Annotated in this window: 8 protein-coding genes and 1 pseudogene; 4 read left to right on the top strand and 5 right to left on the bottom strand. The window is 47.7% G+C overall.

Features of this window, described 5'->3' with window-relative positions; translation table 11 throughout:
- Positions 1–36: 36 nt before the first annotated feature.
- Positions 37–141 (bottom strand): annotated as a pseudogene (locus tag AAE250_RS07205) (transcriptional regulator); the annotation flags it as partial.
- 262 nt (positions 142–403) lie between these two features.
- Positions 404–1,027, bottom strand: coding sequence for an HU family DNA-binding protein (locus tag AAE250_RS07200; protein ID WP_294597704.1), 624 nt, complete (start codon positions 1,025–1,027; stop codon positions 404–406).
- Positions 1,028–1,415: 388 nt separating this feature from the next.
- On the opposite strand from AAE250_RS07200, the gene AAE250_RS07195 reads away from it, so the two are divergent.
- Complete coding sequence (locus AAE250_RS07195; RefSeq protein ID WP_294597707.1) at positions 1,416–3,515, top strand: BT4734/BF3469 family protein; 2,100 nt, start codon at positions 1,416–1,418, stop codon at positions 3,513–3,515.
- A gap of 121 nt (positions 3,516–3,636) precedes the next feature.
- Here the strand turns inward: AAE250_RS07195 and AAE250_RS07190 are convergent, their stop codons facing one another.
- The 3 genes from AAE250_RS07190 to AAE250_RS07180 all read right to left on the bottom strand — a co-directional run bounded on the left by AAE250_RS07190 (position 3,637) and on the right by AAE250_RS07180 (position 9,919).
- Positions 3,637–5,994 (bottom strand): glycoside hydrolase family 31 protein, encoded by a 2,358-nt coding sequence (locus AAE250_RS07190; protein WP_294597710.1) that lies wholly within the window; start codon positions 5,992–5,994, stop codon positions 3,637–3,639.
- A 78-nt stretch (positions 5,995–6,072) separates the two neighbouring features.
- Positions 6,073–8,364 (bottom strand): helix-turn-helix domain-containing protein, encoded by a 2,292-nt coding sequence (locus tag AAE250_RS07185; RefSeq protein WP_294597714.1) that lies wholly within the window; start codon positions 8,362–8,364, stop codon positions 6,073–6,075.
- A 97-nt stretch (positions 8,365–8,461) separates the two neighbouring features.
- Entirely contained in the window at positions 8,462–9,919 is a 1,458-nt protein-coding gene (locus AAE250_RS07180; RefSeq protein WP_294597717.1) for a glycosyl hydrolase family 28 protein, read from the bottom strand.
- Between the two features lie 151 nt (positions 9,920–10,070).
- Here AAE250_RS07180 and AAE250_RS07175 point away from each other — a divergent pair, with 151 nt between their 5' ends.
- The 3 genes from AAE250_RS07175 to AAE250_RS07165 are packed head-to-tail and all read left to right on the top strand — an operon-like array spanning position 10,071 to position 14,335.
- Positions 10,071–11,996, top strand: coding sequence for a glycoside hydrolase family 127 protein (locus AAE250_RS07175; RefSeq protein WP_294597720.1), 1,926 nt, complete (start codon positions 10,071–10,073; stop codon positions 11,994–11,996).
- A 14-nt stretch (positions 11,997–12,010) separates the two neighbouring features.
- Complete coding sequence (locus tag AAE250_RS07170) at positions 12,011–13,177, top strand: serine hydrolase domain-containing protein (RefSeq protein WP_294597722.1); 1,167 nt, start codon at positions 12,011–12,013, stop codon at positions 13,175–13,177.
- 24 nt (positions 13,178–13,201) lie between these two features.
- A complete protein-coding gene (locus AAE250_RS07165) occupies positions 13,202–14,335 on the top strand; it encodes a glycoside hydrolase family 43 protein (protein ID WP_294597725.1) in 1,134 nt (377 codons plus the stop codon).
- Positions 14,336–14,344 lie beyond the last annotated feature (9 nt).

Genomic DNA, 14,344 nt, shown 5'->3' with positions numbered 1-14,344 from the left:
GTGAGAAGTTCATTAAGTGCATATCCGCATTCCCCGTTATCCATATTCATCCGTTTTAGTGATTGGCACAGCACCGACTTCGGTACCGAACAGACTTAATATCTGGTTCACCTTGTCCAGCCGAAGAGACTGCTTGCCCTGCTAAATGTGATATTACACCTTTTCGGGTATAAATAGGCTGAAATTCTCATTTCTTATACCCGTTTGGGTGTATTCTTCACTGCAGAAAGTGTAACTTGAACTCAGCGCCAAATAAAAGTTGATGCGCATTTTACCCTCATACCCTCATAAAAACTCTGTGTCCCTTTATTCATCGGCGTTTAAGCTATGGTAGTAACCCTGGTAGCAACTATGAGAGTAAGCGTTTGCTCTCATAGTTGTTTTCTGCTTTATTTTAGATAACTCATTGCTTATTAATGTAATATCCGTTCTTTGGTACATAAATCGGTTGCATCAATCCACCTACATTTTCCAGCTTTTCTTCACTGCGCAAGCGGCGAAGATGACGCATGGCGGTACTTCTCACCATTCCGCACAAGTTTTGGAAGTCTGTTCTTCTCAGGAATTGGTGGGTTTTGAAGTAGTTAGTCAGTCGCCGGTCAATCTCTTCATTGGTTAAGCGCTTGAATTCCAAGCTTCCTTTCAGACATTGCACTTTCAGGGGACCGAATTCGTTCTTCAAGGTCTGGTCTGCACGAAACTTGATGGCTTTCAGTTTTACTTTCGTCAGTTTCCGCTTGGTGTCGGCGGTTACGGGTTCGGTGCAGGTCAGGCAAGGGTAGAAGTAGCCGATGCCGTCCAAGTGAACCTGCCTGCCTTCGGAAAGTTCTTCGCCCATGATATGTGAGAGGGCGTCGAGTACGGCGCTGACGTCGGTTTCTGTCAGTGAGCAGCGTTCCTGGATGCGGCGGCGCAACACGTCGGTACCCGTCGAGCCGTTCAGTTTGATGCGTGGGTGCAGGGTTTTCTCTTTTTCTTGTTTATCGGAGGGTTTCGGGTCCTCGTACCAGTCAAATAGTATTGCCATAGTTTTGGGTTTTAAAAGTATATGCATTGTTTGAGCTCAGCACTGGTGTGGAACGTGTCAAGGCCTTGTGTTCCTTTGGTTCGGCCTTAATGTTTCTTGTGTTCAGCCCTATTGTTTATCAAGAGCTCACAATTGTGAATAAATTTGTTTACGTTAGTAAGCCTATTTGTTTATATTTGATAGCTTATTTATCCACATTAGTGAGCCCTTGATAAACATTAGGCAAAGATACAATAAACTAAGGGACAAAACAAATGAAACGCCTTTATTTGTCAAAAGAAACAATGGTATTTATCGGGTGAAATACTTGCATTCCGGAGATTTATGGCGTATCTTTACAAGCATTAAGCGGCATTCCGCAGATGTAAAAACAACCGATAAGAAGCAAATGAAAATAACTTTAATCAGAGAAGAGAAAGAAACCGGAAAGGAAACTCTAAGTACTTGTGACACAAATACATTTTTTGAAAAGATAAAGACAGAGACAAAATCCGGACACATCACCGCCCTGAGGGAACTGTTGCCGGCATTGGAAGGCACCCGATCTCGATATGAACATATCGACAAACTTCCCCGTATTTATCCTGCCGTGGAGTACAGCCGTACCAAGGAAGGTGAGCGGCGTATGAAGCTGTATAACGGACTGGTACAGTTGGAAGTAAACAAACTGTCCGGTCGCTACGAAGTGGAATTTGTGAAGCGGCAGGCGGAACTTCTGCCGCAGACTTTTGCTGCCTTTTGTGGTTCCAGCGGACGAAGTGTGAAAATCTGGGTACGGTTTGCCTTGCCCGATGACGGCGGACTGCCTGTCAAGGAAGTGGAGGCGGCACTGTTTCATGCCCATGCCTACCGGCTTGCCGTGCGGTGCTATCAGCCGGTGTTGCCTTTTGACATTACGTTGAGTGAACCGTCGCTGATGCAAAGTTGCCGGATGACGCTGGACGAGTCTCCTTATTATAATCCGGATGCTGTCCCTTTCTGCCTGGCGCAACCGTTCGCAATGCCGGATGAGGGCACTTTCCGCCAGCGGAAGCAGGACGAGAAGAACCCACTGGCACGCATGGCGCCCGGCTATGAGACGGCAGAGACATTTACGTTGATGTATGAGGCTGCCTTGGGGCGCGCACTTCGTGAGGTGGAGAACTGGCGGCGTGGCGATGACGACTTGCAACCGCTGCTTGTCTGCCTGGCCGAGCAATGCTACAAGGCAGGTGTGCCCGAAGAAGAAGCGGTACGCCAAACGTTGATTCATTATCACCGCCAGGCAGATGAGCAGACGGTAAGGCTGACTTTGCACAATCTTTATCAGGAATGTAAAGGTTTCGGACAGAAAAGCAGTTTGGGCAAGGAGCAGGAGACGGCTTTCCTGCTGGAAGAATTTATGAACCGCCGCTATGAATTCCGCTACAATACGGTGCTGGACGATTTGGAATACCGCCAGCGCGATTCTATCCATTTCTACTTCAAACCTGTGGACAAGCGTGTGCGCAACAGCATCTCTATCAGTGCCTTGAAAGAGGGCATCAGTGCGTGGGATCGCGATGTGGACCGGTTCCTGAATTCGGAATACGTCCCGCTGTACAATCCCGTGGAAGAGTATCTGTACGACACGGGTCGCTGGGATGGAAAGGACCGCATCCGCGCCTTGGCCGACCTTGTGCCGTGTAACAATCCGCATTGGCGGGAGCTGTTCTACCGCTGGTTTCTCAGCATGGTGGCGCATTGGCAGGGCGTCGATCGTCAGCATGGAAACAGTACTTCACCTTTGTTGGTGGGGGCGCAAGGCTATCGGAAGAGTACCTTTTGTCGTATCTTGTTGCCGCCTGAACTTCGTTTTGGCTATACGGACAGTCTCGACTTCAAGAGCAAGCAGGAGGCGGAGCGCTACCTGGGACGTTTCTTCCTGATAAATATTGATGAATTCGACCAGGTGAACGTCAGCCAGCAGGGCTTCTTGAAGCATCTGTTGCAAAAGCCTGCCGCCAATCTGCGGAAACCCTACGGTACAGCCATTCGGGAGGTGCGCCGGTATGCTTCTTTCATCGGTACGAGCAATCAGAAAGACTTGCTTACTGATCCCAGCGGCAGCCGCCGTTTTATCTGCATCGAAGTGACGGCGCCTGTCCGCACCAATGTCACCATCAATTATAAGCAGCTTTATGCGCAGGCCATGGATGCCATCTATCACGGCGAGCGCTATTGGCTGGATGATGAGGATGAGGCGATTTTGAAGCGGACTAATCAGGAATTCGAACAAATCAGTCCGTTGGAGCAACTGTTCCATTGCTATTTTCGTTCCGTGGATGCTGAAGCGGAAGAAGGAGAATGGCTTACGACCATGCAGATTATGAACTACTTACAGACAAAAACGAAGGATAAGCTGGCTCTCAACAAGGTGGCGCAGTTCGGACGTACGCTTCAGAAGCTGAATATACCGTGCAGGAAGTCTTATAAGGGGACGCAGTATCATTTGGAGAAGGTGGGGTAGCTATTATATTGTAATTATTGGTTTTGGCGTACTCAGCAGCAAAAGGAGATTGATTATATAGAAGAAGACGGACAAATGTCCGCCTTCGAGTTCAAGTGGAATCATTGAGACATCTTTGTCATTACAATTTTACAGTCACATTCTTTCCCGTGTAATTCACCGTTTTTCCGCCTTTCATCGGCTGGTCTCCGGTTCCGGACTTCTGATTAACCACAATCACTTTGAACTTGCGGTTCTTCAGCATTCCGGGGAAATCTCCTTTGCGGTCTTCTATCGTCAGGCGCCGTGTGTGGTCGTCCCAGCGGAAGCAGATGGTGGAACAGAGCCCCTTTTCGTAGTTATAATTGTCATTTTCGTCTTCGTAGAGGGTGAATATTCCGTCGGCACCGGGATAAATGCGTATCTCCAGGTTGTCCCAACTCTTCTCGGTGGAGTATTGAACCGAGGGGCCAAATGGCAAAATACTTCCGGCTTTGATGTAAACGGGGAGGATGTCTTTAGACACACTGCGCGCTACCGTCTGCCCGCCTTGCTGCTTTTCGTTGTTCCAGAAGTCCCACCAGTCAGTTCCTGCGGGCAGATAGACCGGCCATTCCGTTACTTCCGGCCGGGTGACGGGAGTTACCAGTATGGAACGTCCGAAAAGAAATTCCCCACCGACTTCGTAGGTATTCTTGTCCGTTGTGAAGTCCATCAGCAACGGGCGCATAAAAGTTCCGTCGTTATGAGACACATCCCAAGAGGTGCTGTATGTATAAGGCAGGAGGCGATAGCGCAACTTAATCATCTTCTCCTGGGCATCGAAGCACCAACTGCCGCGTTCTCCGAAGTTCCATATTTCGCGGGCTACTTCTGTGCCGTGCGAACGCATCATCGGGCAGAAGGCGCCGAACTGCATCCAACGTACGTACAGCTCCTGATACTTGGGGTTCTTGGCACCGCCGCCTTCATTCCAGCGTCCGGCAAAGAAGCCGCCTATGTCGCTGTTCCAGTTGGGGATACCCATCAAAGTGTAGTTCAGTGCGGCGGGAATCTGCTTTTCGAGCATCTCCCAGGTGGATGCCACGTCTCCGCTCCAAGTGTTGGACCCGTAGCGCTGCTGTCCGATGAAGCCCGAACGGGTGAGGATTACCACGCGCTTGTCCTTGTTTTGTGCTTTCTGGTGCGAAGCTATTCCGCTGTTGTGCATCAGCGAATAGGCATTCTTTACGCTCCGGTATGAACCCAAGTGGGTGGGCAGGTCGTAGTCCGATTCTTTCCGGTTGATGTGGTCGGGCTCGGTGGAGTCGAGCCACCAGCCGTCGTTGCCGATGTAGCTGAAAATGCCTTTATTCAGATATTTCCAGTAGATGTCCCTGGCTTCGGGGTTGTAGACATCGTAAGGGCGTGCGCCGCTTTGTGGAGGCCAGGTGTCGAAGTTGATAATCATGCCCTTGGCATCCAGCTCCTTGCGTTGCTCCGTCTTGGAACCGAATCCGGGCCATGCCACAATCATCAGCTTGGCATTCAGCCGGTGTATTTCGTCGGCCCATTTCTTGGGATTCGGGAAGCGTTCGGGGTCGAAACTGTGTGAATTCCATGCGCTGTCCGTGCGGTTGTATTCGGGCCAGTAGCGCCAGTCCTGAATCATGCAGTCAATGGGAATCTGTAGTTCGCGGTATTTCTTCAGTACGCTCAGGTTTTCTTCTTGCGTGTGATAGCGTTCTTTGCTTTGGAAGAATCCGTAGGCCCAGAGTGGAAGCATGGGCGAATGTCCCGTCAAGTCGCGCACTTGGGCTATGACACCATCGGAGTCCTTGCCGTACATGAAGTAATAGTCCGCACAGTGTCCCAGACTTTGGAAGGAGAGTTCCTGCGGAGAGTCGGCAAACTCGGAGATGGAATAGTTGTCCCAATATACGGCATAGCCTTTCACGGGCGACATGAAGTAGGGAGAATAGGTGAACATGTTCTCGTTCTGCATGTGGTGCATGGAGTTGCGGCGGTTGAACTTGCCGTCCATCACTTGCCCCACTCCGTAGATCGGTTCGTCTTTTTCCAGCAGGAAAGCACTTCTTACCTGATAGGAGGGTGTGCCGGCATCATCTTTCCCGGCAAAGGAGGTGCCGTAGTCTTTGTCTTTCAAGAGTTCCTTGCCTCCGGCTGTATAGAAACTGATGCCTCCGGTGGAGGGGTTGACAATAACTTTCAACGAGGATGACTTTAATGTGGCTTGTCCTTGTTCCTGAGAAATCTCCACTTTCATACGCTCCGGCGACTTGATGACTACCAGACTCTCCTTATCGTAAGGTTTCCCTTCGGGAGTTTTGTAAACCCGGACAATGGTAGGCGAATAGAACTCTACGCTGATGTCCATTCCTTGTGTGTTGCACTTGATGCCCTGGGATGTTTGTTGCACATTCTGCGCCTCGCATACGGTTGCAAACAGTGTTGCACAAGTCAGCACGAGGCCGACTTTCTTACTAAGATTTATTTTCATGGTTATTTGAAATTTATGTTGCAAAAGTAGTCCACAAAGCTCCAAATGCGGCAATAGCCATGTTGAAACGGATAACACTCAGGTTGATTTCTTCATTTTCTCGGCGTATTCGGAGGGACGGCATCCATACATTTCCTGGAAACACTTACTTAAATAACTGGAACTGCTGAAGCCGGTACATTCTGCAATTTCGGCAATGCTGAGTTTGCCTTCCAGAATCAGTTGGGCTGCCCGTTGCAAACGGATATTACGGATGAACAAACTCGGAGACTGATCGAGTATGCCTACCAACTTCCGGTAAAGTCCGGTGCGTTCCATGCACAAATCGCGGCTCAACTGTTCTACGGAATACCCGGGCACATGTATATTCTTTTCTACTAATCCGATGGCTCTTGTCAGGAAAACGGATTCTGCTGTATCTTGTTTATACTCATTTGGCAGAGCTTCTTCGCAGGCATGGGAGGTTTTCTCTTCTGCGTGTTTTTTCTGTTCGGCCTCATATTGGTTACACTGTTCTATCAGGTTGCGGATGCGGAGCAGCAGGATTTCTTCTTTATGGCGTCGCTCCAGCTCTCTTTTAGTACGGTACACGTATAGACGGATACCTGCCACGATTGTTGCCAGTGTCAGCATCAGATAGGTGGCGTATGCAATATTGGTTTTCCACCAGGGAGCGTGGACAGTGAGTTCTATTCGGGTCATTTGTCTGTCATTCCAATGGCTTGCGTCACCCGAATCCATGACTTTGAAGGTATAGTTTCCTGGAGGAAGGTTGGTGTAAGGTGCCCGGAGAATACCATTGTTCTGTCTGGTGTCGGTGGCATAAACCCATTGTCCGTCGATGCCTTCCAATTGGTAGCGGTAGTAAGTGTGCGTGCGGTCGAAGTAGTTTAAGGCAGAGCATTCAAATGTGATGAAGTTCTGGTTATAGTTCAATTCAATTTTCCGGGTGTAGGGAGCTGCCTGGGGCAAAATCATCCGGTTTTCGTAGATTTTGTTTGGGGCTATTCTTTCACCGTGCACATAGAAGGCTGTGAAAACGGGCGGGTAGGGCAGTTCCGGGGAGAGGGACTTAGGATTAGGACAGAAGATATCGCAACTGCCGTTGTCTCCGAAATAGAGTGTTCCGTCATGTGACACGAAGGCTGCTCCGGAACTGTATTCTCCTTGCAGTTCTTTGGGAAGGGCGGATGCTTCTATCGGCACGAGTTTCCGTTTGCTGTCTGCCTGAATGTCCAGCAGGTAAACGGCAGAGTGGTCTTTTACGAATATATTGCCGTTTCTGTCTTCGGCAAAGCTGGAGGCCGCCGTGTTTTCTTCAAGGGATATAGGGAAATACTTTGGGGCTATATGAATCCGTTTATACTTGGCGGGATGATAATACAGCAATCCTCTATTGAACATTCCGAGCCATAGGGCTCCTTGCCGGTCTTGGAAAATCGTGCTGATTTCTGTGGCAATAATATTTCCCTTTTGAGTCCTCAGGGCAGGCAGGTATTGCTGCGTTCCTTGTGCGAGGTCGATGATCCAAAATCCACGGATACAACTGATATAAGCTTTGTTGTCCGCAGAAATCATCAAGGTGTTGAGGGTATAGTCCTTTTCTAATATTTTTGTCCACGTCCGCTTGTGGAGATCAAAATAGAAAAAGCCTCCTTTAGAGCCGTTCCGCAGCTGGTAGAATCCGTCCTTTCCTCTGAGGATGAGTGAGGTGTTTTGGAACTTCTCCCGATCGTTGTCGGGATATGCGGCAATGGCGTATAGTTGTTTTCCGGTGGCTATATGGTAGCAAACAATGTTTCCGGTATCGTAAAACAAATACAGGAATTCATTGTCTGCTGTAAGGTCTTGTATGGTTCCCGGGCAATCGGGCAGTTTCATGCGGAAGGAAAGTTCTTGTTGCATGATTTCTCCGGAAGTTATTAACCAAATGTATCCCTGATAATCTACAAACAAGTCTTCTACCGGCTTTTGTACACCGCTGTTTTGAAAAAAAGAACCTAAGTCCGTGATGTATTTCTCCTTATGGAGGTTGATGCACATCAGCCGTTGGAAGTCTTTAATCCACAAAAGAGAATCTCCACTTAGATAAATATGGAAGTGTCCTTTGTATTGATTCAGTGGATATACGCCATTGGGAGTATAGGGAAGGGAGGTGAAGCGTGCTCCATCATATAAATTAACGCTCTCGGTGGTGGTAAATGTCATTCTTCCGTCCGGTAGCTGAAGTATATAGCGTATCTGATTGTCACTCAACCCTTGCGATGTGTCGATGGATGTAAATAGAAAGTCATTGGCACATAAGGGTAATGCCAGCTTGAGGCATAAGGCCAGAAGCAGCTTGAACGGGATGTGTTTCTGTTTCTTCATATAGGGCTTTAATTTTTTACAAAGAAAGCCATTCCCGGATAAATAAGTGCATTCAGACGGTATTTTGTTACGCAGATTGTTTGGCTGCTTTTCGATATTACTTCGTGAACGTCACTCCCTCCACATGTTCCCCTATCGAGAAGCGTGCCATGTCTCCCGTCTTGTACCAACCGGGCTTGCCGGGCATGTCGTCCGAGATAACGGTTCCGTTTATCCGCAGATTTTCGAAACGGATATTCTTTACTTTCCGTTCCTGGTCATATCCGGCGATGAGGGATAGTTCGGCGTTCTTTCCGGTGTAGGTGATGTCTTTGAACAAGATATTTTCAATTCCTCTGCCCGGAGCTTTGCAATATTTCTTATTGAAGAAGATGCGCAGGTTTACCAGCTGTCCTTGGCGGAAGTTTTCGATGCGGATGTTCTCGAAACGCACGTTGCGGATGAGGTTGTTGTCTCCGGCGTTGATGGCGAGGCAACCTTGGTAGTCAACCTGCATTTCCCGATGGTCCAGTATGTCGATGTTGAGGTAGTTCAGGTTCTCTATCGTGTCGGGATACTCCACATTGCCATGAAGACCGATAAAGATGGGATGGGCTACATCTGCCCAAAGTGTGGAGTTTTGCATGGTGATGTTTCGGCATCCGCCGGTGTAACCCTTGCGGGTGGCGTAAACGGTGGTGCAATCGTCGGAGTTGCGGCAGAATACACCATCGAAGAGTACATTGTTGCTGGCGAAGACATTCATCCCGTCTCCCCAGCCGTAAGAACTGATGGCCTTTACGTTGCGTATGGTCACGCTGTCCGAACCACCGGTGGGGCATTGAGTGGTGATGAGCCCTTCTACAGATATGTTCCTAGAATTACCGATGTGAATTCCTTCGCCACGTTCTTGGGGATGAACGATGCCGCGACCCAGTATCTTTGCATCGCGGACATTGAAAGCACGGATGCAGCCTCTTACTACAGCGCCACCCGCCACATAGACCGTCTTGCCCGAAGGTACGTTCAGTGTGTCACCCGGCAGTTGATGTATGCCCGGACCAAAATAGATCAGGTTACGGTCTTTTTTCAGTTTCTTCGGGTTCATGCCCGGCTTTAGCGGATTGTTCGGGTCTATCGGGTTGGCAAAAAGATGCAGGTTGTGGAAGATGTCTCCGTTTACCTCTATCGATAAGTTGCGCGGGCGGTCGAGTTTGAAAGTCAGGATATTGCCGTTGATTTGAGGAGTGATTTCGTAAGACAGAGGGCGCACTCTGCCTGTTTGGATATCTCCTTTGTTGGATAGCACCGATATCTCGACTTCGCCTGCGAAATCGAAATATCCCATAGATGCCAGTTCCACGTGGTGACTGGCTCCTCTTACCTCATCTACTTTGACGGCGTAGGTATCTATTGTCTGCCATTCTTTTCCGGGCTGGCGCACCTTGACGGTAAAGTCGTTTTTCAACTCTGCACCTTCGGGGGAAGGATAGGTGACTAACTGGTTTTGTGCCCCAATGCTTTGCACACAAAGCCATAAAAGCGTTGCGATGGTTAATAATTTGTTTGGTTTCATAAATTCTGAAGTTTACGTTTGTCTTTATATGATACGTTTCGCATTATAAATACACTTAATGATAAAGCGTATTTTAATAGAAAGACATTTAGCAAGCTTCTTTTGAGTAGTTTCATGCTTTGGTTCGTATATTATAAAAAACAAAGAAAGTATGAGATGTAAGACCGTCATTATTGCAGCGATGTGTTTAGGGATATCCGGCACTTTGCCTGCACAATCCATTTACCCCGGACAACATGCGGGGAAAATGCAGCAAGAAACCGTTGTTCCGCTTCGGGCGGAAAGTTTTGACCTGAAGGATGTTCATTTGCTGCCCAGCCGTTTTCGCGAGAATATGATGCGTGATTCTGCTTGGATGGCCTCTATTGATGTAACCCGCTTGCTGCACAGTTTCTATACCAACGCAGGGGTGTTTGCCGGGCGCGAAGGTGGTTATATGACTGTGAAGAAGTTGGGAGGCTGGGAATCTTTGGATTGTGAGTTGCGTGGGCATACCACGGGACATTTGCTGTCTGCGTACGGATTGATGTACGCGGCTACCGGCAGTGAACTGTTCAAGCTAAAGGGAGACAGCTTGGTGAATGGGTTGGCGGAAGTACAGAAGGCGCTCGGTAATGGCTATCTCAGTGCTTTCCCCGAAGAACTGATTAACCGGAATATCCGTGGAACCGGTGTCTGGGCTCCATGGTACACGCTGCATAAGCTTTATGCCGGTTTGATAGACCAATATCTTTATGCCGACAATGTACAGGCATTGAAGGTAGTGAAAAAGATGGGCGATTGGGCATATAATAAACTGAAACCGTTGAGTGAGGAAACCCGGCGCCGGATGATACGTAATGAGTTTGGAGGTATCAATGAAGCGTTTTATAATCTGTATGCAATAACCGGCAATGAAGATTATCATTGGTTGGCAGAATTTTTCTATCATAATGAAGTGATTGACCCGCTGAAAGAATTACGTGATGATTTGGGAACCAAGCATACCAATACGTTTATTCCGAAGGTGATTGCCGAAGCTCGTAATTATGAACTGACAAAAGATGAGACAAGCCGAAAGCTGACCGACTTCTTCTGGCATACTATGATTGCACAGCATACGTTTGCTCCAGGATGCAGCAGCGACAAGGAGCATTACTTTGATCCTCAGAAGATGTCTGAGCATCTTTCAGGATATACGGGAGAGACGTGCTGTACATATAATATGTTGAAACTGAGTCGTCACCTCTTTTGTTGGACGGGCGATGAGGCAGTTGCCGATTATTATGAACGTGCGCTTTATAATCATATCTTAGGACAGCAAGATCCGGAGTCGGGCATGGTCTGTTATTTTCTGCCTTTGCTCAACGGAGCGCATAAGGTATATAGTACAAAAGAAAACTCTTTCTGGTGTTGTGTCGGCAGCGGGTTTGAGAGCCATGCCAAGTATGGAGAGGCTATTTATTATCACGATGATAAAGGTATTTATGTCAATCTTTTCATCCCTTCGGAAGTGAACTGGAAAGAAAAAGGACTGATACTCCGGCAGGAAACTGCTTTCCCGGCCGAGGAGCTGACAGCAATGACGGTTAGTGTGAATCAGCCGATACTGACTACCGTTTATTTGCGTTACCCATCGTGGAGTGGGAAAGTGACGGTTCGCATAAACGGTAAGAAAGTATCCGTAAAGCAGAAACCGGGTTCTTATATTGCATTGACCCGCCGGTGGCAGGATGGTGATCGCATTGAAGCAACTTATCCGATGCAGGTACGCATAGAGACAATGCCTGATAATCCGAATAGAGGAGCTTTACTCTATGGTCCGTTGGTACTGGCTGGCGAACGAGGGACAGATGGAATGCAGGCTCCGGCACCTTTTTCCAATCCGGCACTGTATAATGACTATTACACCTATGACTATCACGTCCCGACAGGTTTGAGAACAACACTGCCCGTGGATGGAAAGTATTCGGAACGTGTATTGAAGCGCGTGGGTAAAGAACTGAAATTCACTACTTCACAAGGCGATGTTATTCGCCCACTCTATGATATGCATCGTCAACGGTACGTGGTGTATTGGGATTTGGTAGAGAAATAAACCTATATAGAGTCATGATGAAGAATATTTGTGCACTACTTTTTCTGTGTGTAGCTGGTTTATTGTTTACGTCATGTCGTTCTGCTGTTTCACAGCAGAACGCTTATGATTTTGCTCCTTTGGATTCTATCATCACCGGTTGGATGGATAAAGGGTATTATCCTGGAGGAGCTGTCTGCGTGGTACGTAATGACAGTGTACTCTTTACACAGTGTTATGGCGATTTTACGTCTGATACAAAGGTTTATGTAGCCTCCGCGGGTAAATGGGTGGCGGCTGCCACCATAGCTGCGGTTGTAGATCGGACTCCGCTATCATGGGACGATGTGGTGGAAAAATGGATACCTGAATTCAAGAATGACCCGAAGGGGAAAATTCCTCTGCGCTGTCTTCTCTCCCATACTTCCGGTGTACGTCCGTATTTACCGGAACCCCGTGTGGATAATTACAACCATCTGGATTCTGCTATGGTGGAGATTCTACCTTTGGATACGGCATTTACTTGCGGCACTCGTTTTGAATATGGAGGATTGGCCATGCAGATTGCCGGACGCATGGCGGAAAAGGCGGCAGGCAAGGAATTTGAGCAGTTGTTTCAAGAATTTATAGCACAGCCGTTGGGAATGAAGCATTCTCATTTTACACCGGTCAATATGGCTGGCGGTCATGCTCCGATGCTAGGAGGAGGACTGTGTACTACGTTGGATGATTATATCCGCTTCTTGGATCTGATTTTTCATGACGGAAGTTACGAGGGAAAAGAAATCCTAAAATCCGAGACAGTACGTGAGATGCAGGCCGATCAGGTTAAGACTGCAAAAGTCAATCCCGGTGAATATGTAGAACGGGGCTTGGGACAACATCATAATGGCATTTATGGTTTGGGGGAATGGCGTGAATTGGTAGATGAACGGACGGGAGAAGCTTATCAGATAAGTTCTCCCGGATGGGCAGGTGCCTATCCCTGGATTAATAAGCGGGATAGTGTTTACGGATTCTTTATTGCCCATGTGCAAGGAAAGTCGAATAGAGAGGATGGCTTCTCTTCCTTTTATGGCAGTCCGGTTATTTCGGCAACAGTTTCTGCAATCATAAAGAACAGTCGAACCCGGAATAAAGACAGCAAAAACCATAGAACAGAGCTTTTATATAATGGATACGTATGCTCTGTAAGAAGATAAATGATATAAAAATTGAGTAACAGTATGAAAAAGTTTGTTTTTTTGTTTTTGACTATTTGGTGTGTCTCTTTAAGTTTCGCCCAGCAGTACGCATCCTTCAAATCCGGAGAACTTTGGAAGGATGATAATGGAATACATATCAACGCACATGGCGGTGGTGTGTTGTTACATAAGAAAACGTATTACTGGTTCGGTGAGCATAAGGTGGAAGGTCGTATCGGAAACTCCGCCCAAGTTGGGGTGCATTGCTACTCTTCAACAGATCTCTATAATTGGAAAGATGCCGGTATTGTTTTGCAAGTGAGTGAGGATGTGTCCAGTGACATTGCCAAGGGCTGCATCTTGGAACGACCGAAAGTCATCTACAATAAAAAGACCAAGAAGTTTGTCATGTGGTTTCACCTTGAGCCGAAGGGTAAAGGATACGGGGGAGCTTTGGTAGGTATAGCACAGGCTGATAAGGTGACCGGTCCCTTTCATTTCATCCGCAGCACACGGGCTACTCCCAAAAGCTGGCCGGTGAATGTATTGGAGCTACATAAAAAAGCTGTATTGGAACAGTATAAGGAAGAGCGTTCCAATCTGGGACATGAGGAACATCCAGATTCTGTAAATACCTTGGGACGTGATTTTGAGAAAGGTCAACACTCACGTGATATGACACTTTTCGTAGATGATGATGGCAAGGCTTATCACATCTGCTCCTCGGAATCGAACAGTGTGATTCACATTGCTGAACTCACCGATGATTACTTGGACTATACAGGGAAGTATGTGCGTGCATTCGTAGGTCGTAAAATGGAGGCACCTGCCATTTTCAAGAGGGATGGTTTGTACTATTTCATGGGATCCGGTTGTACCGGATGGAGGCCAAATGCTGCTCGCTCGGCAGTAGCTCCTTCTATTTGGGGCCCCTGGACTGAACTGGGGAATCCATGTGTAGACGAGGGAAAGGAGACTACCTATCAGTCTCAAAGTACCTATATCCTGCCTGTGGCCGGAAAAAAGGATGCCTATATCTATATGGGTGATCGTTGGTGTCCGGACAATGCCATTGACGGTCGTTACATCTGGTTGCCGGTGGAGTTCAAGGATAACAGGTTCATCATTCATTGGCATGACGAGTGGGATCTCTCTTTCTTTGATAAATATCAGTAATGAACGTGT

This window comes from Bacteroides sp. GD17 (genome assembly GCF_038448625.1).
Classification (GTDB): Bacteria; Bacteroidota; Bacteroidia; order Bacteroidales; family Bacteroidaceae; genus Bacteroides.
This window is presented reverse-complemented; position numbering and strand designations above follow the sequence as displayed.

What these genes read in the sequence shown, in the direction of transcription:
- AAE250_RS07185 (WP_294597714.1), bottom strand. Translation starts at nt 8,364, where the DNA reads ATGAAGAAACAGAAACACATCCCGTTCAAGCTGCTTCTGGCCTTATGC.
- AAE250_RS07195 (WP_294597707.1), top strand. Translation starts at nt 1,416, where the DNA reads ATGAAAATAACTTTAATCAGAGAAGAGAAAGAAACCGGAAAGGAAACT.
- AAE250_RS07175 (WP_294597720.1), top strand. Translation starts at nt 10,071, where the DNA reads ATGAGATGTAAGACCGTCATTATTGCAGCGATGTGTTTAGGGATATCC.
- AAE250_RS07165 (WP_294597725.1), top strand. Translation starts at nt 13,202, where the DNA reads ATGAAAAAGTTTGTTTTTTTGTTTTTGACTATTTGGTGTGTCTCTTTA.
- AAE250_RS07200 (WP_294597704.1), bottom strand. Translation starts at nt 1,027, where the DNA reads ATGGCAATACTATTTGACTGGTACGAGGACCCGAAACCCTCCGATAAA.
- AAE250_RS07180 (WP_294597717.1), bottom strand. Translation starts at nt 9,919, where the DNA reads ATGAAACCAAACAAATTATTAACCATCGCAACGCTTTTATGGCTTTGT.
- AAE250_RS07190 (WP_294597710.1), bottom strand. Translation starts at nt 5,994, where the DNA reads ATGAAAATAAATCTTAGTAAGAAAGTCGGCCTCGTGCTGACTTGTGCA.
- AAE250_RS07170 (WP_294597722.1), top strand. Translation starts at nt 12,011, where the DNA reads ATGATGAAGAATATTTGTGCACTACTTTTTCTGTGTGTAGCTGGTTTA.